General features: G+C 41.3%; 19 protein-coding genes. All 19 read left to right on the forward strand.

Annotated features, from left to right (window positions below; translation table 11 throughout):
• The first annotated feature begins 829 nt into the window (after positions 1 to 829).
• Positions 830 to 2,620, forward strand: a complete 1,791-nt coding sequence (locus ACR6Z4_RS05495; RefSeq protein ID WP_479716227.1) for an SLC13 family permease — start codon at positions 830 to 832, stop codon at positions 2,618 to 2,620.
• Positions 2,621 to 3,378: 758 nt separating this feature from the next.
• Positions 3,379 to 3,933 (forward strand): adenylyl-sulfate kinase, encoded by a 555-nt coding sequence (cysC, locus tag ACR6Z4_RS05500; RefSeq protein ID WP_479716228.1) that lies wholly within the window; start codon positions 3,379 to 3,381, stop codon positions 3,931 to 3,933.
• 94 nt (positions 3,934 to 4,027) lie between these two features.
• Entirely contained in the window at positions 4,028 to 5,833 is a 1,806-nt protein-coding gene (locus tag ACR6Z4_RS05505; RefSeq protein ID WP_479716229.1) for an ABC transporter ATP-binding protein, read from the forward strand.
• A gap of 117 nt (positions 5,834 to 5,950) precedes the next feature.
• Positions 5,951 to 6,790, forward strand: a complete 840-nt coding sequence (locus tag ACR6Z4_RS05510; protein WP_479716230.1) for a sulfotransferase family protein — start codon at positions 5,951 to 5,953, stop codon at positions 6,788 to 6,790.
• A gap of 101 nt (positions 6,791 to 6,891) precedes the next feature.
• Positions 6,892 to 7,839, forward strand: a complete 948-nt coding sequence (locus tag ACR6Z4_RS05515; RefSeq protein ID WP_479716231.1) for a sulfotransferase family protein — start codon at positions 6,892 to 6,894, stop codon at positions 7,837 to 7,839.
• Positions 7,836 to 8,750 carry a putative capsular polysaccharide synthesis family protein gene (locus ACR6Z4_RS05520; protein WP_479716232.1) on the forward strand — a complete coding sequence of 305 codons (915 nt, stop codon included), beginning with the start codon at positions 7,836 to 7,838 and terminating at the stop codon, positions 8,748 to 8,750. The genes ACR6Z4_RS05515 and ACR6Z4_RS05520 overlap by 4 nt, the downstream gene beginning before the upstream one ends.
• A gap of 105 nt (positions 8,751 to 8,855) precedes the next feature.
• Complete coding sequence (locus ACR6Z4_RS05525) at positions 8,856 to 10,223, forward strand: glycosyltransferase family 4 protein (protein ID WP_479716233.1); 1,368 nt, start codon at positions 8,856 to 8,858, stop codon at positions 10,221 to 10,223.
• A gap of 24 nt (positions 10,224 to 10,247) precedes the next feature.
• Positions 10,248 to 11,315, forward strand: coding sequence for a glycosyltransferase family 4 protein (locus ACR6Z4_RS05530; RefSeq protein WP_479716234.1), 1,068 nt, complete (start codon positions 10,248 to 10,250; stop codon positions 11,313 to 11,315).
• 56 nt (positions 11,316 to 11,371) lie between these two features.
• Positions 11,372 to 12,337: a glycosyltransferase family 2 protein gene (locus ACR6Z4_RS05535; protein ID WP_479716235.1), complete on the forward strand. Its 966-nt coding sequence runs from the start codon at positions 11,372 to 11,374 to the stop codon at positions 12,335 to 12,337.
• A 19-nt stretch (positions 12,338 to 12,356) separates the two neighbouring features.
• Complete coding sequence (locus ACR6Z4_RS05540) at positions 12,357 to 13,142, forward strand: sulfotransferase (protein ID WP_479716236.1); 786 nt, start codon at positions 12,357 to 12,359, stop codon at positions 13,140 to 13,142.
• A 45-nt stretch (positions 13,143 to 13,187) separates the two neighbouring features.
• On the forward strand, positions 13,188 to 14,435 hold the full coding sequence (locus tag ACR6Z4_RS05545; protein ID WP_479716237.1) for a glycosyltransferase family 4 protein: 1,248 nt from the start codon (positions 13,188 to 13,190) through the stop codon (positions 14,433 to 14,435).
• Between the two features lie 119 nt (positions 14,436 to 14,554).
• The gene (locus ACR6Z4_RS05550) at positions 14,555 to 15,856 is read left to right on the forward strand and encodes an O-antigen ligase family protein (protein ID WP_479716238.1); all 1,302 of its coding nucleotides are present in this window, start codon (positions 14,555 to 14,557) and stop codon (positions 15,854 to 15,856) included.
• A 53-nt stretch (positions 15,857 to 15,909) separates the two neighbouring features.
• On the forward strand, positions 15,910 to 16,716 hold the full coding sequence (locus ACR6Z4_RS05555) for a hypothetical protein (RefSeq protein ID WP_479716239.1): 807 nt from the start codon (positions 15,910 to 15,912) through the stop codon (positions 16,714 to 16,716).
• A complete protein-coding gene (locus ACR6Z4_RS05560) occupies positions 16,713 to 17,858 on the forward strand; it encodes a glycosyltransferase family 4 protein (protein ID WP_479716240.1) in 1,146 nt (381 codons plus the stop codon). The genes ACR6Z4_RS05555 and ACR6Z4_RS05560 overlap by 4 nt, the downstream gene beginning before the upstream one ends.
• Before the next feature lie 50 nt (positions 17,859 to 17,908).
• The gene (locus ACR6Z4_RS05565; protein ID WP_479716241.1) at positions 17,909 to 18,898 is read left to right on the forward strand and encodes a sulfotransferase family protein; all 990 of its coding nucleotides are present in this window, start codon (positions 17,909 to 17,911) and stop codon (positions 18,896 to 18,898) included.
• Positions 18,899 to 18,937: 39 nt separating this feature from the next.
• Entirely contained in the window at positions 18,938 to 20,116 is a 1,179-nt protein-coding gene (locus tag ACR6Z4_RS05570; RefSeq protein WP_479716242.1) for a glycosyltransferase, read from the forward strand.
• 63 nt (positions 20,117 to 20,179) lie between these two features.
• Positions 20,180 to 21,022: a glycosyltransferase family 2 protein gene (locus tag ACR6Z4_RS05575; protein WP_479716243.1), complete on the forward strand. Its 843-nt coding sequence runs from the start codon at positions 20,180 to 20,182 to the stop codon at positions 21,020 to 21,022.
• Positions 21,023 to 21,133: 111 nt separating this feature from the next.
• Positions 21,134 to 21,913, forward strand: a complete 780-nt coding sequence (locus tag ACR6Z4_RS05580) for a WecB/TagA/CpsF family glycosyltransferase (RefSeq protein WP_479716244.1) — start codon at positions 21,134 to 21,136, stop codon at positions 21,911 to 21,913.
• A gap of 173 nt (positions 21,914 to 22,086) precedes the next feature.
• On the forward strand, positions 22,087 to 23,256 hold the full coding sequence (locus tag ACR6Z4_RS05585; RefSeq protein ID WP_479716245.1) for an endo-1,4-beta-xylanase: 1,170 nt from the start codon (positions 22,087 to 22,089) through the stop codon (positions 23,254 to 23,256).
• Positions 23,257 to 23,353: the final 97 nt, after the last annotated feature.

Here is a 23,353-nt window from a genome sequence, read left to right on the forward strand (position 1 = left end):
CCATGTTGCAAAATTTCGTGTTTGCAACACTAGGGTAGCGATTTCTGATGGCGCTCTCTGGAGGTCTTCGAAATCTCCAAAGTTTAAAGTCCTTCTTCTCATTTTGCGTTTGAATGTTGAGACAGCACTGGATGGGTTGTGTTTATTAAGGATCGTGGATTTAATCAAACCGAAGATTCATTTTTGTCAGCGCGGCGACGCCGCGCTGACAAAAATAAACGTCCGGGTTTTAATTAATTGTGATCCTAAGTGGGAGCCTCGCGCAGCGAGGCTCCCACTTAATAACATGTACTTCACCCAGGGAGAATTGCTATAAACCCCAGAAGATATATGTGTGGAAGCGCGGCGGAGCCGCGCTTCCACACATATTTACGATTTACGGGTTATTAAATTCATGATCTTTAGCTAAGGTCTGGGTCGGGATCAGCGAATTAATCGGTCAGAGTAGAGAATTGCGATCGAAATCCCAGTTTTTTAGTGGAGATTCTACTCTACATCACCTTATCTGTTGTTCAACAAGTATTTTTCAACCCCCTCAAGGATGATTTTGCGTGATCCAGTATTGGTGAAAAGTACAATTAAATACATACAAAACCTAAGGTTTACGTAGATATAACTGGAAAATCTAGGATTTTATCGTAGATATTTATCCAAAATTTACGAATTGAGTGTCAGTTTTGACTCTGTATGAAAAAATAATGAAGACTGAGTCAAAGTACAGTTTCCTTCCGTAGATTGTGGCTAATATTTAGCAGAACTGTTAGAAATTACCCAAAAATCGTTAGACGTTGTTCAGTGTTTACTTAAAACTCTCTAGGGTTGCTTCGGTATGCCGTCAATTTTTATCACTCTAGGCATTGTTGTAGTCGCACTTATTTTATTTGTTGCCGAACTTGTTCCTGCTGACATTACAGCGATCGCCGTCATGATCATGCTGATGTTATTAGGCGTGGTCTCTCCTCAAGAAGGCATTTCTGGTTTTAGCAATGAAGCCACCATCACTGTCTTAGCGATGTTCGTACTCAGTGCCGGAATTGACCGCACTGGAGCCGTTCAAATGATGAGTGAATTATTACAGCGATGGGGCGGTAAAAATGTATCTCAGCAGATTTTTGCACTAGGAGTAATTGTTGGTCCTATTACTGCCTTTATCAATAACACTGCTGTTGTTGCGGTGTTTATGCCCATCGTAGAAGATTGGTGCCGAAAACGTGGAATATCGGCTTCAAAATTACTCATGCCTCTATCTTTTGTGACGGTTTTAGGGGGAATGATTACAACGATTGGTACTTCCACCAACGTCCTCGCTAGCGGTCTATCTAAAAACTTGGGATATGGGGGATTCAGCCTTTTTGAATTTACCGCCTTAGGATTGAGTACATTCGTCATCGGGCTAGTGTATCTGACCTTTGTAGCACCTCGATTGCTTCCCGATCGCAAAGGTTTGATCAATGATGGCGTCAGTCAAGCCTATGGTTTGAAAGATTACGTTAGTGAAATTGTGATCACACCTGGCGCAAAATTGATTGGGCAATCGCTCCGTTCAACCCAATTACAACGAAAGTTTGATATTGACGTCCTTGAACTGATTCGCAATGATGTGCATTTCCCCCAACCGTTAGCCGATAAAGTGCTGCAAGCAGGGGATATTTTATTAGTTCGGGGTGGACGCGAAGAACTGCTAAAAATTAAAGATGAGCGAGAAATTGAGATTTTGCCGGATGTGCAATTTGGCTCGGCTCTAGCCGACTCACTCAGTTCGGGTGAAGATACCGTAGCTGAAGTTTTGATTTTATCTAACTCTAACTTAACCGGCTCAACGCTCAAAGAGCTTCGCTTTCGGCAACGATACAATGCAACCGTTCTAGCAATTCGTCGGGGTGAAGAATTAGTAAGAGAACGACTGGGTAAGATTCCTTTGCAGTTTGGCGATTTGCTCTTGGTACAGGGTCCCAAAGAAAGCTTTTTAGGTCTTCAAACCAGTCAAGATTTGCTCGTCATGGAGCAACGGGATATTGAGACACTGCGACGAGATAAGGCACCGATTGCATTTGCCATTGTGTTAGGCGTCATTATCGTCTCTGCGTTTGAATGGCTACCGATTTTGGTGAGTGCACTGGTCGGTGTTTTGTTGATGATTGTGACAGGTTGTCTAAAACCTGGTGAATTATATGATTCAGTGCGATGGGATATTATTTTTCTGCTTGCCGGTCTGATTCCACTGGGGATTGCCATGGAAAATTCTGGTGCGAATGAATGGCTATCAACCTCTTTAGTCTCGGTGGGAAGTGGATTATCTGGTTACTGGATGATCTTATTCTTTTACATCATTACCTCATTAATTACTGAAATTCTCTCTAACAGTGCCTCAGTAGTTTTGCTGTTACCCATCGCTGCAAAAGTAGCAGTGACACTGGGACTCAATCCATTTGCCTTTATTATGGCGGTAACCTTTGCCGCTTCAAATAGTTTTATGACCCCCATCGGTTATCAAACAAACACTATGGTTTATGGTCCTGGTGGCTACCGATTTTTAGACTTTTTCCGAGTTGGAGCACCCCTTAATTTAGTACTGACAGTTGTTACTCCGCTGTTAATTGTTTTTTTCTACGGCTTATGATTGGCAAGCTGAGGAACTATAAAAATGCGATAACCTGCTTTTAATTGAGAGCAAAATATAGCCTCTTTCAAAGAAGTCAAAAGAAACCCCAACCGTCCATTCAGAGACGGTTGGGGTTTCTTTTAGTTTTCTGGGTTGATAATGATGTGCTTGAGTTTACTGCTTAGAGCCGTGTGCAAGTTCTTAAGTGCAGAAACGGTGTTGTGAGGCAAGAAGTATCCCACAACACCGTTTCTGAATCAACCCGCACAGCGCCATACTGGGTTACTGCTTTACTTGTAATGATTTTGTGTTACGCAGGTGACGCACGCGCAACACAAAATCATTACTTTTTTAGGACTGCCATGTGAGAACTGCGCTCCGCGAGACACTCTCATAACACCGTATACGTTATGCCCTTGAAAATCGCTATATCCTTATATTTAGGGTTTGCCACTTTAATTCAACCTAACTATTTGCACACACTGTATTTAGAAAAATCATCCTCACGAGAGATCTTTTGTTCATGAAGCACACTTCTACATTTTTAGTTGATTTGTGGAACTTTTGAAATCTTCTGAACGTGTTTATCTAGGTGTTCGGAATAACTTTGATCAAACAACTAAAACCTGAAAAAGTGAATCAAAACTTTCCGGGATTTCAAGGAGTATTCCGAATAAAGCAATAGTTCATACCTCAAAGGTTGCATCCAGACTTTGTCAATATCAATGGATTTTTTTGAGTAGAGTTCACTCAGAAATATTTGAGGTTAATACATCATGAAACAATGTGGCGTTACGGTATGGTTTACGGGTTTAAGTGGAGCCGGAAAGACAACAATTTGTCAGGCTGTTGAGCAAGAACTGCGTAATCGAGAACTGGGTTTGGAAGTGTTAGATGGCGATATTATTCGCGAAAATTTAACGAAGGGTTTGGGGTTTAGTAAAGCCGATCGAGACGAGAATATTCGGCGAATTGGATTTGTGGCTAAGTTGCTTACTCGCAATGGGGTCATTGTACTGGTGTCGGCTATTTCTCCTTATCGCACAATCAGAGAAGAAGTCCGGCAGGACATTGGAAACTTTGTCGAGGTATACGTCAGTGCGCCTCTAGACATCTGCGAGCAACGGGATGTTAAAGGCTTGTACAAGCGAGCCAGGGCTGGAGAAATCAAACAATTCACAGGAATTGACGATCCCTATGAACCACCCGTTCATCCAGAGATTGAATGCAAAACCCATGAAGAAACGCTGGAACAAAGCGTTGGAAAAGTGCTGAGCACTCTAGAGCAGTTAGGCTATCTGCCTATGTCCCCGGTGCTAAAAACGGCATAGGACTCATCAGTTTTTTGAGTTGGGCATCTGCCCAGCTCAAAAAACTCGTTCCGTTGGTATTTTACTCAACCTCTCTCTGGATGGTGCGAACCTCATGATTAAGTATCTTTCTAAAGTCTTGTATGTATTGACCGGAGCTAAACGAAAGCTACTATTTTTGTTGCTAATTTTTTCGTTTACGTCGGTCTTGGAGGCTCTGGGTATTGGTTTAATTGGTCCTTTTATTAAATTTGCATCTGAGCCAGAGTTAATCCATAAATTTCAGCCTTTAGATTGGCTTTATCAGCGTTTAGGATTGCAGGAAAGTAATCAATTTATTCCAATATTAGGTTTGGCGATCGCCATCATATTTTGCATTAAATCTATCCTATACTTTCTAGCCCGCTCTTATATATTTAAGTTCAGCTTTACTCAAAAAGAAGAACTCATTGCTAAATTACTCAATGCTTATCTGACCGTTCCCTATACTTTTCATCTCAGTCGTAATACGGCTAGCCTGATCAAAAATACGATTATTGAAACGAATCAATTTACCCAGGCTTGTTTACTGCAATTACTCAATGCGATCGCCAGCCTGATCATTGTTTTTTCCTTATTAGTGCTTCTAGCTCAAACGGATTTAATCCTTTTAGCTATGATTTTAGGCGTTTTACTTCCTATCTTCTTTGTATTCAGCTTACTCAAGAAGAAATTTAGTCGTTGGGGCAGAGTCAAATCCAAAGCTCAACAAGAAATGATTCGAGTTTTGAATCATGGATTGGGGGGCATTAAAGAAACGCGAGTGATTGGCTGTGAATCTTACTTTGAAAGACAAATGGAGCTACAGGGGGCAAAATTTTCAAGGGCAGCTACCTTATTTCAAAGCTCTCAGCTTCTACCGCGCATTTTAATTGAAACAGTGTTAGTTATCTTTATTGTTTCTTTTGTCTCAATTTACCAGGTATCATTTCAACGAAATATACAGGATCTCAATGCGGTGTTAGGGGTCTTTGCTATCTCTGCTATTCGTCTTATTCCTTCTGCCAGTCAATTTATGCAATCGCTTGGGCAGATGCAAAATGCGAGCTACACCTTAGACATGCTCTACTTTGATTTGAAGGAACTTGAAAAACATGGTTTGAATGGAGCGATCGCATCATCAAAACCGCGTAAAAATCATGCTTTAGCAGAAGATTCCTCCTTAAATGAATCTGCCCTAGACTTCACAGATCAAATTCAACTGATGAATGTCAGTTACCACTATCCAGGCATTACTGAAAACGCAATCCAAGATATCTCACTAACCATTAAAAAAGGACAGTCCATAGCCTTAATTGGTAAATCTGGAGCGGGTAAAACAACGCTTGTCGATGTCATTTTGGGACTGCTTTTACCTCAAAATGGTGATATTCAGGTCGATGGCATTTCAGTTTATAACGACCTGCGTTCGTGGCAGAACTTAATCGGCTATATTCCTCAATCAATTTTCTTAATTGATGACACCATCGAGAGAAATATTGCATTCGGCGTGCCTGACCGTTTAATCGATTCCAAGCGGCTTGAATTAGCAATTCAGTCTGCTCAACTGACCGATTTGATTCAAGAGCTGCCAGACGGAATCAAAACAGGCGTTGGAGAACGGGGCGTACGATTATCGGGCGGACAACGGCAACGTATTGGCATTGCTAGAGCCATCTATCACGGTAGAGAAATATTAGTGCTGGATGAAGCAACCTCTGCTTTAGATACTGAAACTGAGGTTTTAGTCAGTGATTCAATTCGAGCATTGGCAGGTACTAAAACCCTCATTATCATCGCGCATCGACTATCAACCATCGAACATTGTGATTGCGTTTATTTCTTAGAAAAGGGACATTTAACCAAGTCAGGGAGCTATCAAGAAGTCGTTCTAAAGAAATGAAAAGTTAGTATCAAACAATTCAAGACGAGCTATCCAATCTCATGTTTAGCGCTGAAGAATGTAGAGCATACTATCAAAATCATTTTTCGAAGATTGTAAGTAGGATAGGTTTTAACCATGAATAATCAACCAAAACCAGCACCAATTTTTCTGATAGGTGTGCCTAGATCGGGTACTACTCTGTTGAGAATGATGATAGATTCTCATCCTCAAATAATGTGTGGACCAGAAACTCCCTGGCTTGCCGGTCGTGGTGTTGGAAATCAAATCAATTTTCAAAACCTAACTAAATTTCTTGTTCATCATAAATGGGGTCCAGTCAATGGATTTACAGGCATTGAGGAAGAACTAATTTATAAAACAGTTGCTTCAAGTATTAATGAAGTGATGTCCACTTCTGCACACAGTCAAGGTAAATTTTATTGGGCAGACAAAACACCAGAAAATATCATTTCTGTTCCCTTTTTGTATAAACTTTTCCCTGATGCCAAGTTTATCCATATTTTTCGAGATGGTCGTGACGTCGCTTTATCAACTAAAGCAGGTCAGTGGAAAACCATCAATCTTCAGTCTAAATATGTCAAGAATAACTATATTAATGCCCTAACTCGGTGGTCGTCCTGGATAAAGAAGTTTCAAGACGATGTCCAAAGTTTAAATATTACTTATCTTCCAGTTAAATACGAAGATTTGGTTCGTTCACCTAGAGAAGAAATGAAAAGGATTTTTAGTTTCCTTGAGATTGAATGGAGTGATCAAGTTTTAACGCCACACAAAGCAGCCCATGATGTTGTTGATCAAAAAGGAGAAGGTGTTCAATCATTTTACAATCGTCAATCTGTTGATACTCAATCGCTCTATCGATGGAAAACTCAATTAAATTGGTTTCAACGACACCGAACAAAATCCTTGGCTGAAGAATTCTTGTTAGAGCTGGGTTATGAACCTACTTTGTAAAATCAGTAATTTAGGAAACTTCTGAAATAGATATTCCTCAATACTTTAATTGATCAAACTGTGTCAGTCATTTGATCCACGTTCAAGCCGTCAATGAAATTATGCCAGCACATATCGAAGCTCCGATTTTTTTGGTTGGCTGTCCTCGTTCTGGAACAACGTTACTCCAGCAAATGTTAGATGCACATCCATCTGTAGCGATCGCCCCTGAAACTCACTTTATCCGGCTTTTTTGGCTACGACGCGATCGCTACCTGGATTTAGCCAAGGATGAAAATTATCGGCGGTTACTGGCTGACTTGATTGCTCTGCCGGAATTTAATGAAATGGGCTTAGATCCACAACATTTTTCTGAACGGGCTTGGCAGCAAGAGAGGACATTTCCTAACTTATTTCATTTGCTACTGGAGCAATTTGCGCATAAGCAAGGAGTTAGTATTGTTGGCGAAAAAACACCCAACCATGTATTACATCTGACTACCCTCCAGCAGTTTTTTCCGGATGCCCGGTTTGTACATATTGTGCGTGATCCCAGAGCCGTTGTTAATTCCTGGCGCACCGTTCCCTGGTCTACAGGCAGTATTGCTGGAGACGCTGAAATGTGGCGATATTACGTGTCTGCGGCACGGTACAGCCCAATATCAGTGCACTCTGCTTTATTGACGCTGCACTATGAACAGTTGGTTTTAGAACCTGAAGCTCATTTGCGATCGCTCTGTACGTTCTTAAATTTAGAATTTACGCCTGCAATGTTGGCGTATTACCAACACCATTCTCAGCGAGTTAATGTGACACGAGAACCCTGGAAAGCTAATGCCATTCATCCAGTCAGTCACACCTCATTACATCGCTGGAAAACAGATCTTTCAGCCGCCGATGTTGCGGCAATTGAAGCAGTGACCTGGTTTGAAATGCGGCACTTTCACTATTCTACCGATACCCCATCTATCACCCTTCCGGCTAAAGCAACATCCTTGGCGATACAGCGACGCATTCAACATATTTCAAGACGTATTCGTCACCACGTCAATACCTGGAGAAAGTCATGATGATCAAAAAACTATTCAGAACATTCGTTCCTTTTTCTAAAAGGGAGCAAAAGATCAAACATATGTTGCGAAGATGGAACGTTCATATTCGTGATTTCAGGAAAACGCCTCCTATCCTGATTTATCAGATGGGAAAAGTAGGATCTTCTACCGTAGCAACATCTTTAAAGCCGCTCAAGTTAAGAAAACCGATTTATCAAATTCATCGACTCTCTCACGAGGGTATTCAAGAGGCAGAAGCGACTCACAAAACCTTCCGCAATCCGGAGCTTTCAGATGATATTAAGCTAAGTAAAACGCTCCGTCAAAAAATCGATAGGTATGGCGGAGTTCAAGGGATTGATTGGAAAATTATTACCCTGATACGTGAGCCAATTGCTGTCATGGTCTCAGCTTTATTCCAAAATATGGAAAAGCGGCAAGCGGATTTAATTGATGAAAATGGTCATGTCAAATTAGAGGATGCAATTGCTGTATTGCTTCACAAATTTGAGAACTTCGATGAAAATTCCAGCTATGTTTGTCAGTGGTTTAACCAAGAATTAAAAACAGTCTTCGACATCGATATTTACCAATATCCGTTTCGGCTCAATCGTGGATATGGCATTATTCATCATGATCATGCAGATGTCCTAATTATCCGACTCGAAGATTTAAACCACTGTGGGAGTGAAGCTTTAACTCAATTTTTAGGTTGCGATCGCCCTGTTCAATTACTCTCAGAAAATGTTGGGATAGATAAGAAGTATTCTGCTGCCTACCAATATGTGAAAGAACATCTTGTCGTTCCTAGAGCTGCTTGCGAAAAGATTTATGCATCAAAGCTGGCACAGCATTTTTATACAGATCAAGAACGCCAGAGCCTAATTCAGAAGTGGTCTAAAGATATTGCCGTTCTCCATGATGCCTGACACCTAATACTTGCATGTACGCGATGCTCGTACGATGCCCCTCCATAGATGTGGCGTGAACAAAATTGAAGTAACACAGTCTGATGACTATGGTATCGGTTGACCGTGAAGACCCATTTCTCTCTACCCACGATGCTTGAGCAGAAAACCAGCCTAAAAGTCGGATATCTCCATATGGGCCCACCTGAACATGGTGTTTGCCGGTATGGACGTTTACTGGCAGATGAAGCGCAAAAACGCTCCGAATTAGTTGTTATTGAGGCGCATGTCACTTTAACCGACGACAAAGCTTTAAATCAGCAGATGTTGATGCAGGCGGCACGTCAACTCTCTGACGCAGACGTGATTCACTTTCAGTTCAACAAGTTCAATAAATTAAGCTGGGGTGGCGGTCGGTTACAACTGGACTACTTACGCATGTTTATGCGTCATTGCTCATCTCCACTGGTGGTAACGCTCCACGATGTTTTTTATTCCCCTTCCCGTTTTACCAAGATCCTCAAGTTTATTTTACCCAAACGCCCATCTGCTACCCTATCGAGTAAAAGCAATAAGGTAGAGCAGTCGGAGCCTCAAGCTTTAGCCAAGAACTACACGACAGAGGACAGTGTTCTTGTTCCAACCGCAACACCGAAACGTTCACTTGTGACAAGAGGGATAAAATTTTTTCAAAATCTGGTCGAAGATTTGTGGGGTGCAGATGCGATCGCCTTACGTGAAATTAGAAAACAGGCGAGCTTAGTTTTGGTCTGCACGGAAGCGGAAGCTAATCGCTTAAGCGATCGCATTGATCCACATCAATTAAGAGTTATTCCTCACTTTGTCGAAACGCGTTCGATTTCAACTAGCCCTCGTGAAGCACGCCAGTTACTGGCATTAGAAAACGTACAGGTTGTGACGTTGCTTGGATTTATCTATCCTCCTAAAGGTCATCAAATTTTAGTCGAAGCTTTGCCCCATTTACCTCAAAACGTAAAAGTTATCTTTGCTGGGGGTTCTAGCTCTAGCACCTACGATACGTTTGTCAACGAACTTGTGGAATATGCTCAACGTCAAGGGGTAGGCGATCGCCTAAAAATTACAGGCTATCTAAGTGAAGCAGAATTAGAGCTTTATCTACTAGCAACGGATTTAGCAATTTGTCCGTTTTCAAGATTTTCAGCATCAGGTTCTCTCTCAACCTGGATTTCTGTTGGCTGTCCGATTCTGGCATCGAATTTGCCTCAGATTAGCGAATATAACCGCCTTGAAGCACATGCAATTGAAATTTTTCATCCCTATACACCAACAGTTTTAGCTGAAAAAATCCAGCAACTTTTATCACAAAAACGGCAACCTGAAGAATTTGCAATCCAACGACTTCAAGAAAAACTATCGATTTTTAATGTTTTTGATCAGCATCTAACGTGTTATCGGCAGATCATTGCCCCTGGGCAAAACTATGTGCCGCAAAATGTTGGAGTTCTGAGTTAGTCAGCTGAAATAATAGTGGACGTCATGAAAGTAATTTTTCTGTCTGAATGGTTGGCGAACCCTTACAAGAAAATTTTGGCAGAGCACTTGAAAAGTCAAGGTGTTGAAGCTGAGGAATATCGTTGGAGAACGCTATTTTTACCTACTGTTATTCAATCTGTTGGCGTGTGGAAACGAGGTGTTTTACACCTTCATACCTTACATCCATTTTTTCGTGCAAAAACTGATTTAGCGCAATTCCTTAAACTACTCATATTTATTACTCAGGTTTTTTTATTAAAACTGGCAGGTATTCAAACGGTTTGGACGGTTCATGAATGGTCCGATAAAATCGGCAATGGCAAATTAGATATTCCTCCAAACTATACAAAACTATTAGGCTACTTCATTGATGGATTTATTGTACATTGCGATTCTACAAAGCATGAAATTTCTCACGCATTTAAAGTAGAAGGGAAACCCAAAGTTTTTGTTATACCTCACGGCAACTATATAGACTCTTATCAAAATCAAATCAAACCTTTAGATGCCAGAAATCAACTTAAAATTGCACCTGAAGATACAACTTTTTTGTTGTTTGGCAGCATATATAAATACAAAGGATTTTTAGAAGCAATTGATCTATTTAAGAAATTAGATCAACGAGATGTAACACTGATTATTGCGGGTCAGCCTAAAGAAAATGGCTTGCAAGAACTGATCGAAGAAAAAATCCAGGGTCATCAGAATATTCAATTTATATCTGAGCGAATTGATGATGCTGATGTTCAGCTTTATATGAATGCGTCAGATTGTGTGTTGGTACCCTATCGAGTTTTTACAACGTCTGGTATCGCTATCTTAGCAATGTCATTTAAAAGGGTCTGTATTGCTCCCAATGTAGGGTTTTTCAGGGATATGTTAGATGAATCTGGAGCTTTTCTTTACGATTCAGATTCAGACCATAGTTTGCTACAAGCTATGAAATGTGCAATCGAAAAGAAACAGGAATTATTACAAATGGGGCAATACAACTTTGAAGTAGCCAAGCGATGGAGCTGGAACTTTGTGGCTCAAGAAACGTTCAAGCTGTACCAAGGGTGCTTGAAATAACCATAATACTTCAGCTATTAGAAAAAATGCTTTCACTCTAGTTCTGAGATCTAAAAATGACTAATTGGCAACTCAAAACTCCCGTTATATTTATCGTTTTTAAACGACCTGACACTACCGCAAAAGTGTTTGAAGTAATTCGTCAGATGAAACCGCCTAAGTTGCTACTCATCGCAGATGCAGCTCGTCCACAGAAACCAGGTGAAGCCGAAAGTTGTGCGGCGGTGCGTGACATTATTGAGCAGGTAGATTGGGAATGCGAGGTTTTCAAAAACTATGCGGATACCAATATGGGCTGTAAACATCGGATTTCAAGTGGGTTAACTTGGGCTTTTAGCCTGGTTGAAGAAGCCATTATTCTTGAAGATGATTGTTTACCTCATCCTACCTTTTTTAGATTTTGCGAAGAGGTGTTGGAGAAATATAGAACTGTTGATCCAGTCATGATGATCTGTGGAACCAATATTCTAAATGAGTGGAAATCTGGTCAGCAAAGCTATTGCTTTTCCCATTACAGTACCTGTTGGGGATGGGCTACCTGGCGGCGAGCATGGCAACACTATGACATTGAAATGAAGCTTTGGACTCAACCTGAAGGGAAAGAAAAAGTTAAGCAGGTGGTTGGCGATCGCCAGCACTATAAAACTTGGAACGAAATTTTTAATTCTGCCTATGCTGATGAAATGGATACCTGGGCAATTCGTTGGCTATTTACTCGCTGGATGCATTCTGGTTTATCCGTTATTCCAGCGGTTAATCTAATCTCAAACATTGGGTTTGGGAAAGACTCCTCTCACACAACGAATAGTAAAAGTGAAGTATCCAATCTGGCTATCCGTCCGATCAATTTTCCGTTAGAAGAACCCCAGACTAATGTGATATCGGATCGAGACTATGCTCAGATGTTCTATCAAAAAATGTTTGCCAATCGAAAATCAGCGAGACGGTTTCTTCGACATCTGAAAAAGATCATTTTCAGGGGGTTAGAACAGCGATCAAATTATCAACACAACCAAGTTTAGCTACTGAGGGATCGATTGTATGACAGCACGAATTTTGATCATTACTGGAATGCATCGAAGTGGGACATCGCTAATGGCTCACTATCTACATGAATGTGGCTTGAATGTCGGATACAGTTTACACAATTCAGCGCTGTCTAACGCTGTCAGTGCCTTTGATGGTCATCATGAAGATCAAGATTTCTTAAACTTCCATAAGGCAATCTTGGCTAGAAAGCGAATTTATAGCTTTCCAACACATGAATTCTGGTTACCTGTACGTGGTAATCAGCGAGATCGAAAAAAAGCGTTGGAACTGATTGCAAATCGATCTGATTTATCGCAATGGGCGTGGAAAGATCCCAGAACAACGCTATTTTTAGATTTTTGGGATGATTTACTGGAACATCCCAAATACTTGTTTTTGTTCAGACATCCATTAGCGGTGGTTGATTCTTTAGTCAGGCGGGCAACCGATGAAAAAATTGTGCAAAAACCAATTATTGGTTTACGCGCATGGAAAGTATATAACAAGCAACTGCTGCGCTTTTGGCAGAAGCGATCTGCCGTTAGCTTAGCCTTTGAAATTGATGATCTGATTCAAAATCCTGGAGAGGTTACTCAATCGTTGAAGCAGTATTTAGAAATAGATTTGCATCCTATTCCGTTTGAGCAAATTTTCTCTAAACAGGCGTTTCGTTCTGAGTTCTCAGAACGAGTTGAACAGCTTAAACGGCTATATCCTAAAGAGGTTCAAGACGCATTAAGTCTCTATCAAGAGCTTCGAGCTATTTCTCAATCAAAACAAGAAATCTTGGTCAGTTAGTTTGAATAACTAACTTGAAGCACGCTCAATTTGAACGAGATAGTCATGAACATTCTGCTTCTAAGCAATTCTGATATTAATGGTGGAGCTGCACGAGCCACTTACCGCTTGCATACTGGGCTGAGGCGCATAGGTTTAGCCTCACACATGCTTGTTCAAGAAAAAGCCAGCGATGATGTAGCCGTGGTTGCACCTAAAACTCGTTTGTCTGAAGGTATTGCGCGTACCCGCGTTGCCTTTGATATGCTTCCTCTCAAGGCGTATCCTCAACGGCAAAAAGCAACGTTTTCAGTGCAGTGGCTTCCAGATACGGTAGCGTCTCAAGCCGCCAAATTGCAACCCGATCTGATTAATCTGCACTGGATCAACCAGGGGTTTATTCGCCTTGAAAATCTTAAAAAATTCAAGTGCCCTCTTGTCTGGTCTTTGCATGATATGTGGGCGTTTACAGGAGGATGTCATTACGATCAAGGGTGCGATCGCTACACCTTATCCTGTGGGGCTTGCCCTCAGCTGGGGAGTCAACAAGACCGCGATCTATCGCGCCAGATCTGGAAACGAAAATCAAACGCTTGGGCGACAGCAAATCTAACTATCGTCGCTCTCAGTTCGTGGATGGCGGAGTGTGCTCGTTCGAGTTCACTATTTAAAGATTTACGCATTGAGTGTATTCCCAACAGCCTGGATACGGCACTGTATCGACCCATTAATCGTCAAATAGCACGAGAAGTTTTAGGCTTGCCTCAAGACGTTCAATTGGTTCTTTCCGGATCGCTAAATGCAACGGGTGATAAGAGGAAAGGATTCCACTTACTCCAGCAGGCGTTACAACAGCTCAGTCAGTCTGGATGGCGAGATAAATTGGAACTGGTTGTCTTTGGAGCGTCCCGCCCAGAGCAAGATGCCGATGTAGGTTTGAAGGTGCATTATTTAGGGACATTAAATGATGATATTTCTTTAGCCCTTGTCTATGCGGCAGTTGATGTTTTTGTTGCCCCATCGCTGCAAGATAATCTGCCTAACACTGTGATGGAAGCGATCGCCTGTGGTACACCCTGTGTTGCCTTCAATATCGGAGGACTGCCCGATATGATTGAACATGAAAAAAATGGGTATCTAGCTCAACCTTTTAAGATTGAAGACTTAGCTCAAGGAATTATCTGGGTGATTGAAAATACGGAAAGATACCAAAAACTGTCCTATTACTCTCGTGAAAAAGCAAAACAGGAATTTAGTTTAGAAATCCAAGCAAGACGTTATTCAAGACTTTTTACTGAAATTTTAGAAAACTAACGGGATTAACGCAGGATTACAAAAAAACTATAACAGCCGACGGGGTGGCACCCCTGCACCCTGTCCTCATTAATTATTCAATTACCATACGTAAAACTTGTAATATCGGAGATTAAACATTGACAGATCAAGCAATTAAAAGCCCGATAAAAAAGTTTGACATATGGATGACGATTCTGCTGCTCTTGTATTACACTGAGCCTCTTTTGCCTCATCCAATTCAGGGCATTTTCAAATATCTTGGCTATGGATTAATTGTCTTACTAATTGTGCGATCGGGACAACTAAAACGACTAGCGTATGTTGGCACACGAGATATTTTACTGTTCGTTTTAATTGCGCTTTGTCTGGTTTCTTATACTTGGTCTGCGGCTCCAAATTATACCCTGGACGAAGTGGATCCACTGATTCGAGCTTCTATTTTTGGAATATATCTAGCCACACGATATTCCATCAAAGAACAAATGCATTTATTGGCTTGGGTGTTGAGTATATCAGCAGTCATTTGCTTTGTCATCACATTAGCAATTCCGTCTTATGGCATTTCCTATCCTGGCGGAGAACCTGCATGGGAAGGCATCTATTCTCACAAGCAGTACTTTGGTCGTTTCATGCTGATCGGATGTATCACACTTTTACATATTGCCTTTGAAAGTCGTAAGCATCGCTGGATAGCTATAGCTGGTGTGTTATTCACTATTATTTTAATCATATTATCTGATAGTAAATCAGCATTAATCCTTTTACTAATTTCATTTTCACTACTCCCTTTTTCCAAATTTATTAAGCAACACTATAAACTCCAAGTTTCTTTGTTTATTGCTGCATTTTTATTATTCAGTAGCATCCTTGTACTGGTATTAGGCAATTTAGAAACGATCGTTGTCGATGTACTGGGGAAAAATATGGAGTTCAATGGACGTTTACCCGTATGGACTTTAGCCATTGAGAAAGGATTAGAAAGACCCTGGTTTGGTTACGGGTATGCAGGATTTTGGACGTCTGACGAAGCACTCTACGTTATTCAAAATACCTGGGCAGCAACGAAGGTTACAAAGGGTACAAGATTCCATGCTCATAACGGTCTTATCGATATATTTTTGCAGCTCGGGTTTGTAGGATTGTTTCTTTGTCTACTCAGCTTTGCAATCGTGCTTTTTAGGGTCATTGGGTTAATAAATTCGACCAAAAGCACTGAGTCTTTCTGGATGCTTCATTATTTAATCGTTTATTTTTTAGCTAATCTGAGTGATGTTAGAACCTTTCTTGGTGGTGGAACAATTTGGGCTTTATATGTATCAATGTCTTTGTCAACCATCGTTTGGAGTAATCGAATTAAAAGAGAGTATGCCCGAAAAAAATTGGAGGTAAATGCTGAAAATCAGAACCTATTGGAGGCATCTAAGGAAGTCAGCTATTAACACTTAAACAGTCGCTAGCTATTACAGTTAATTGATCCTGCAAGACAAAAGTAATGAAAGTCATCAAACATTTTGCCTTAAATTTACTCAATAATTATTACAGTATTCTCATCAATACACGAGCAGAGCCTCATAAATTTGTGTTTGTCCTTTGTCACATGCGATCGGGGTCTACACTATTATCTAATCTATTAAACTCAAATCCTGAAATCGTTTCAGCAGGCGAATTTAAAATTAAATATCATTCAACTGAAGACTTCAAAAATTTAATTTTCAGATCTCATCGCTATCTTCATAAATTTAGGATGACTGAGAAATATGTCATAGATAAGCTTTGTCATGATTACTGCTTGCCTGACGAACAGATGCTTTTGTCTGGAGAGATTGATAAGTTTATATTTTTAATTAGAGAGCCTAAAGGTGCCCTAAAAAGTCTTTTGGGGTTGAAAAAAATAGATCCCAGTTTTTCGAGTGTAAGTGATGAGAAAGTTTTGCAACATTATTTAAATCGTCTTCCAAAACTGGAAAGATATGCAGAAATGATTAGTAATAAGCAGGTTAGTCTATTTATTACTAATGAACAACTGATTAGTCAAACAGAGTTGACGCTCAAAGCGTTACAGGAATTTCTCCATCTGAAATGTCCTATTCCAGCTTCCTATCAAGTCTCATCCGTAACCGGGATGTATGGAAGGGGTGATGTTTCAGAGTTTATTAAGTCCGGTGAAATTATTAGAGATCGTAAAAAATCAAATGTGATTATTCCTTCAGAATTTCTTGAGAAGGGTGAGCAAGCGTTTAATCAATGTTGCACTACATTATCTCAAACTTGCACCGTAATTGATGAGGAAGCCATATGAAAGTCGCGTATGCAACCCAGTATGAGGCAAACGATATCAGAAATTTTTCTGGCTTAGTGTATTACATTGCCCAAGCCATTCAGCAGCAAGATATTACCCTTGAATCTCTGGGACCTCTAGATGAAAAAAACGTTTTACTGTTTAAAGGTAAACAGTTTCTTTATTCCAATCTGTTAAAAAAACAGTACTTACGAAATAGAGAACCATCGATCCTCAAACATTTTTCTAAACAGATTGATACTAAACTATCGAAAATTCATGCGGATCTGGTGTTCAGTCCAAGTACTGTTCCCATTGCCTATCTTGATTGTCGCCAGCCCGTTGTTTTTTGGACTGATGCAACTTTCTCTGGATTATTAAACTTTTATCCTAAGTTTTTCAATCTGTGTCAGGAAACCATTGAGGCTGGTCATGAAATGGAAAAACTAGCTCTGGAAAAAAGTGACTTGGCAATATATTCATCTGACTGGGCTGCCCAAACAGCAATCGAAACATACCAGGTTGACCCCTCTAAAGTAAAAGTGGTTCCTTTCGGAGCGAATGTTACTTGCAATAGAAATTTAGACGATATCAAAGCATTGGTAGAGGCTAAATCGTCAACGGTTTGCAACTTGTTATTTTTAGCCGTTGACTGGCTGCGCAAGGGGGGAGATATGGCTCTTGAAGTGACGAAAGAATTAAATAGACAAGGCTTAAACACAAGATTAACTATTGTCGGATGCCAACCTCCTGCTACGCACTCTCTTCCCAATTTTGTCGATTCATTAGGGTTTATTAGTAAATCATCAGAGACAGGGTTGCAAGATATCAATCGCTTATTTTCTGAAGCCCATTTTTTGATCTTACCTTCACTGGCTGATTGCACACCTGTTGTTTTTTGCGAAGCAAATTCTTTTGGGGTTCCTTGTTTAGCGACCAATGTTGGCGGAATCCCGACTGTTATTAGAGATGGGGTTAATGGTAAGACTTTCTCGCAAACGGCTTCTATCGAAGCATACTGTGCCTATATTAGTAACCTTTTCTCCAATTATTCTCAGTATAAAGAGTTAGCTCTCTCGTCGTTTCATGAATATCAGTCGCGCCTTAATTGGACTGTAGCAGGTCGAAAAGTTAAGGCATTGATGACGGAACTGGTCACATAACTGATTGTCTTAGTTTAGCCTTTGAATCTTCGTCTTTTTACATAGGATTTATGGATATTGTACTCTCAGAACTTTCAGTGGCGATGAAACAGGAGTCCCCTGTATTTATTGTGGGTGCGCCCCGCAGTGGAACTAGCATTTTATATCGAACCCTGCAAAATCATTCCAGTTTTCAGCCGCAAAACTGTACAAATTCATTGGGGGTAGAGTTAACAGAATCCAATATTTTCAAAGCCCCTTATTCCATTTATGCAGGTGAGGGTTCTGATGCCTTTGCGTATCTCCTCAGCGACCCATACCAGTATCAGCAATTTTTAGACCTGATCCAACCAATTCTCACGTACCAACAGCTCTTATTGGGTAAGGAGTTACTACAGAAAGCGATTCCCAGTCTTGCTTTTCTGACTCCTTCTTTAAGAGCGCTTTTATGGAAAACAACAAAAAATGACATTTTAGTTAGAGCTTTTCTTTACTACGCGAAACAGTCACGGGGTGTAAAAAGGATCTTAGAGAAAACGCCTCAACACATTTCTCGATTACCCGAAATAAAAGAGACGTTTCCTGATGCCAAACTTCTTTTCATGCCTCGCCACCCTATTGATGTGTTTAGTTCTTATCGACGACGATTACAAGATTCGATCCAATCGGGTATGGATAAGCGCAGCTTGAAATGGCTAGAGATTTCGCCACAACAGTTTTGCAGAAAGTATGCGAGTTCTACACAACTTGCGCTCAATGAATGGAGTACTCATCCTGAGTCGTTTATGCTAGTTCGCTATGAAGATTTTACGAGGAATACTCAAGCTGTTACCCAGCAAATCCTCACTTTTTTGAATGAAGTTTATGAGGAAAGCTGTATTGCTGAAACTAAACCAAAAAAAACAGATTGGGGTGCTGATCCGAATCTATTTGGATCAATTAAGAGTAGTACCAAAAAATGGCAAGATTTTATCGATGAATCAGAGGCTCAGTTTATCGAAACTCGCTTATCAGCCATTATGAAGCAGTTGAATTATGAACGATACACATCCAGTCCTTGATGAATTGGAAAGTAGACCCTTCAAAAATAATGAAGAGCTATGGATAGCTTAAAGCCGGACGATCAGAAAAAAATTTTGTTTCTCACGACAATTCTTCCCAGAAAGTTACGGATGGGAAGTGAAGTTGCTTCGCAATGTTTTATTGATGCGTTAACTTATCTGGGGTATGAGGTTGATGTTGTCGGTTATATGCGTCGAGATGATGTATTTGAAGCGACTTCTAATGAAATTGTGATCGATCAACGGTATATTGAAACCAAAAGAGCTAAGTTTTATGTTGTTCTTTGGTTAGGTCTAAGCTTTTTATTGGGGTTACCTTATTCCGCTGGCAAATATTATTCAAGAGCCTATATTAAAACAGTCAAAGATTTACTTGATCGTCATCCATACCATGTCGTTTTTATCGATCATCCTCAACTCGGCTGGCTAGAGCCTTTGGTCAAAGATAAAAAGCATTTAGTTACGATTTCTCATAATATTGAGCATGAGATCTATTGGAGTAGCTTTAAAAATACTCGTCATTTAGTTACTCGATGGATTTATCAACGGGAAGCTGTTCTGATCAAAAAATTGGAAGATGGAATTGCGGCTCAAGCTAGAGAAGTTTGGGCGCTTACCTTGCATGATGCGAACTATTTTAATCAGTTAAAGCAAGTAGGGAATGTAAAAGCGTTTGCTCTACCTCCTGGGATAAAACAGGTTAAGCATCAATGTATTGATAAACAAGTTGATGTTGGCATGATTGGGAGTTGGGCATGGAAGCCTAATCAAGAAGGATTGGAATGGTTTTTTAGTCACGTCTATCCTCTCTTGCCATTAGAATGGTCGATTCATATTGCTGGGAGGGGTGCAGATTGGCTAGTTGGTCAATATCCTAATGTTGAATATCGCGGGTTTGTGCCAGATGCCCAAGTGTTTATGGCGACGTCTAGAGTAGTAGTCATTCCAACGCTCAGTGGTGGCGGCATTCAAATTAAAACGTTAGATGCGATCGCTTCTGGTTCACAAATTGTTGCTACCCCTATTGCTCTGCGAGGCATTAGTGACCCCCCTTCCACGGTGCAAGTTGCCGAGCATCCCAAAGATTTTGCTACTCATTTGATCTCAGCCGTAAAGATGCCGGTTAGTATATCTGCTTCACAAGAGGCATTTGATTGGTTTAAGGCGCGACGAGAGCAATTTTTAGTAGATATTAAACAGGCGATCGCAGAGCTATAAAGCTGTCCCAGCTACGATCTCAAGTTGACTCACGAAACACCCATTATTCTCTCAAGCTTGCCCATGAAACTATCTATCATTACACCCGTCTATAATGCTGAGAAAACCATCGAAAAAACGATTCTCAGTGTTATTCATCAACAGAGAAATTGGGAATTAGAGTATATTGTGATCGATGGTGCTTCTCAAGATCAAACCTTAGACATTGTTCATCAGTATGCTGAACACATGAGTAAGGTAATTTCTGAATCTGATCGGGGGGTGTATGACGCCATGAATAAAGGGATTCAACTAGCCTCTGGAGATGTAATTGGCATCATCAATTCGGATGATTGGTATAATGATGATGCTTTTTTAGAAATTGAAAAAGCGTTTGAAAAATATCCGGAGGCTGACATCATTTATGCTCCGGTTGACAATTATTTTGAGGGAAAGTATCTCAATACCTTTCAGCCCGGTAGTCTAGAAAATTTAAAGTTCAAGTTTACGATCAATCATCCAAGTTGCTTCGTCAGACGCTCGGTTTATCAACACATTGGTATGTTTGATCTGACCTATGCGATCGCTGCTGATTATGACTTTATCTTTCGGGCATATACGGCAGGACTTTCATTTCATGCGATTGAAACACCTCTGGTTTCCTATTCTCTGAATGGCATGAGTGGCAAACCGCTGAGTAAGTTTCAACAAATTCGCGAAAGCTGGAACGTAGGGGCTTTGTTTGCACGTCAACATTCCCATGATTTAGTTGCCCAACGTCGTCGTTTTTATCGCCATTGGTTTCTGAAAGAATTATTGGTTTTTCCCATTAAACAGGTTGTCAATCCCCATATCACCCGAAAAATTAAAGGGTCTATCCGACAACGACTGGGAACATTGCCATCAGATCAGTATGGTGCATGGTAATTCCGGATGGTTGAGTTCGTTTTTGAAGAAATAAAGGATTCAAATAAGGGCGATCGCCCTCATTCGTTCATTTCCATATTTCTAGATAGATCTCTACTCCAACTTAAAATTATGCAAAAGATCATTCAGTCCAAACGATTTGATGAAGTTGTCTTACTGGGCACGCGGTTTCATAAAGTAAGTGTTTCGGATCTGATCGATTATATTGTGACGGCTGCCAAGAAGAAGGAAAAGACCATTGTTGGCAACGTTAATGTTCGCGCTATGAATTTTGCCTGGATGCTGCCCTGGTATCGCTATTTTCTCAATACATCGGATCTGGTGTTTTGTGATGGATTTGGTGTTTTGCTGGGTGCCAAAATGTGTGGGCACTGTGTCGATTCTAGCCATCGGATGACCTGTCCCGATTACATCGAAGACTTAGCTATAGCCTGCGAGCAAGAACGAGTGTCGTTATTTCTGTTAGCCGGAAAACCTGGTGTAGTCGATAAAGCGATCGCCAAATTAAGTAGCGTTGCACCTCATTTAGATATTCAAGGGCATCATGGCTACTTTAATAAATCGGGGGAAGAAAACGATGCCATTATTCAACAAATCAATCAATTTAAACCGGATGTTTTATATATTGGTTTTGGGATGCCCATTCAAGAACAATGGATTTTAGAGAACTTGCATCGCATTGATGCCAGAGTGTTCTTACCATTGGGTGCCTGTCTCGATTTTTATACCGATACGGTGTATAGGGGACCCCGGTGGATGACGGATAGAGGGTTAGAATGGATGGCGCGATTATTTACGGAACCGAGTCGTCTTTGGGAACGGTATGTGGTAGGGAATCCGTTATTTTTTTACCGGGTCTTCAAAGAACGCATTACCAGAATTTTTCGATAAACAATGCGTTTTGATAGCGTATCAACTGTGGTGTTAATTTTTTGGAAAGGCGCGCTCTGCGCGCCTTTCCAAAAAATTAACACCACATCTAGAACATTACCTTCCTTTTGAGCGCAACGGCTCCGCTGTCGCGCTCAAAAAGAGTTACAACGTTTGCTCTACCCTGTTATTGAATGCCGATGAAGAGACGACACGCACTGAAACTCAGTTTGGCTGCTCTAACGGGAGTAGGTGGTACGGCGATCGCGGCTAGAGTCACGGATGTTCAACGACTAAAACAACGATCTCAGTTAGACCCTGAATCTAGTCGTGTGAACGTTGCCGCAGACGCACCGTTGCAGCAACATGCAGCGGCTAAAGGGTTGATTTATGGCGCGTCGGCGCGTTATCAAAACTTATCGTCTGATGCGGAATTGGTCACTCATTTCACCCAAGAATGTGGGCTGCTGGTTCCCAGTAATGAGCTGAAATGGCAGGTTCTGCGCCCCAGTCCCGATCGGTTTGACTTTACTCAAGCAGACTGGATGGCTGATTTGGCACGCGATCGCCAGCTATTATTTCGCGGACACACGCTGGTCTGGAATCAAAGCTTACCCCCGTGGTTTCGCCATACGGTCAATCGCCAGAATGCTGAGCGGCTATTGCTTGATCACATTGCGACGGTGGTAGGGCATTATGCCGGTAGGATGCATTCCTGGGATGTAGTGAATGAAGCGATTGCATTGGGCAGTGAACGCAGCGATCGCTTACAGCGCTCTCCCTGGTTAGAATTTCTCGGTGCCGATTATCTGGAGCTGGCATTTCGGGCAGCGGCTGATGCCGATCCGCAGGCGTTATTGGTCTACAACGATAATGGGCTGGATCATGATACGCCGGAAAGCGATCGCAAACGAGCTGCCGTTTTGAATTTGTTGGAACGCTTAACGGCTAGCGGCACTCCCGTTCATGCCCTCGGCATCCAAGCCCATCTGTTTCGCCACAACCATGAACGACGGTTTAATGCTGAGAAATTGGGTCGATTTCTCAACCAGGTTGCCAGTCTGGGGCTAAAGATTATGATTACCGAGATGGATGTCACCGATCGGGGGTTGCCACTGAATATTGCCAGCCGCGATCGCATTGTGGCTCAAGCCTATGACGAGTATCTCTCGATTGTTTTAGACCAACCTGCGGTGATGGCGGTGATCACCTGGGGGCTAAGCGATCGCTATACCTGGTTAGAAAAATCTCGTCCCCGTCAAGATGGCGAACCGACTCGTCCGTTACCGCTCGATCGGCAGATGCGTCGTAAACCTGCCTGGAATGCGATCGCCCGTGCCTTTGACTATGCTCCAGTCCGATAGATCCCCAGATCTGAGGGTGGAGATTAAGGCGATTTTTCACCCAGAGTTTACTCGGTCGGTTGCCCTTCGACTTCGCTCAGGGCACGTACTGAATTTA

The organism is Calyptranema fuscum S582 (assembly GCF_055793305.1).

Coding starts and splice junctions, on each gene's coding strand:
- ACR6Z4_RS05570 (WP_479716242.1), top strand. CDS start 18,938: ATGGATAGCTTAAAGCCGGACGATCAGAAAAAAATTTTGTTTCTCACG.
- ACR6Z4_RS05575 (WP_479716243.1), top strand. CDS start 20,180: ATGAAACTATCTATCATTACACCCGTCTATAATGCTGAGAAAACCATC.
- ACR6Z4_RS05565 (WP_479716241.1), top strand. CDS start 17,909: ATGGATATTGTACTCTCAGAACTTTCAGTGGCGATGAAACAGGAGTCC.
- ACR6Z4_RS05530 (WP_479716234.1), top strand. CDS start 10,248: ATGAAAGTAATTTTTCTGTCTGAATGGTTGGCGAACCCTTACAAGAAA.
- ACR6Z4_RS05505 (WP_479716229.1), top strand. CDS start 4,028: ATGATTAAGTATCTTTCTAAAGTCTTGTATGTATTGACCGGAGCTAAA.
- ACR6Z4_RS05545 (WP_479716237.1), top strand. CDS start 13,188: ATGAACATTCTGCTTCTAAGCAATTCTGATATTAATGGTGGAGCTGCA.
- ACR6Z4_RS05515 (WP_479716231.1), top strand. CDS start 6,892: ATGCCAGCACATATCGAAGCTCCGATTTTTTTGGTTGGCTGTCCTCGT.
- ACR6Z4_RS05540 (WP_479716236.1), top strand. CDS start 12,357: ATGACAGCACGAATTTTGATCATTACTGGAATGCATCGAAGTGGGACA.
- ACR6Z4_RS05580 (WP_479716244.1), top strand. CDS start 21,134: ATGCAAAAGATCATTCAGTCCAAACGATTTGATGAAGTTGTCTTACTG.
- ACR6Z4_RS05585 (WP_479716245.1), top strand. CDS start 22,087: ATGCCGATGAAGAGACGACACGCACTGAAACTCAGTTTGGCTGCTCTA.
- ACR6Z4_RS05510 (WP_479716230.1), top strand. CDS start 5,951: ATGAATAATCAACCAAAACCAGCACCAATTTTTCTGATAGGTGTGCCT.
- cysC (WP_479716228.1), top strand. CDS start 3,379: ATGAAACAATGTGGCGTTACGGTATGGTTTACGGGTTTAAGTGGAGCC.
- ACR6Z4_RS05535 (WP_479716235.1), top strand. CDS start 11,372: ATGACTAATTGGCAACTCAAAACTCCCGTTATATTTATCGTTTTTAAA.
- ACR6Z4_RS05520 (WP_479716232.1), top strand. CDS start 7,836: ATGATGATCAAAAAACTATTCAGAACATTCGTTCCTTTTTCTAAAAGG.
- ACR6Z4_RS05555 (WP_479716239.1), top strand. CDS start 15,910: ATGAAAGTCATCAAACATTTTGCCTTAAATTTACTCAATAATTATTAC.
- ACR6Z4_RS05495 (WP_479716227.1), top strand. CDS start 830: ATGCCGTCAATTTTTATCACTCTAGGCATTGTTGTAGTCGCACTTATT.
- ACR6Z4_RS05560 (WP_479716240.1), top strand. CDS start 16,713: ATGAAAGTCGCGTATGCAACCCAGTATGAGGCAAACGATATCAGAAAT.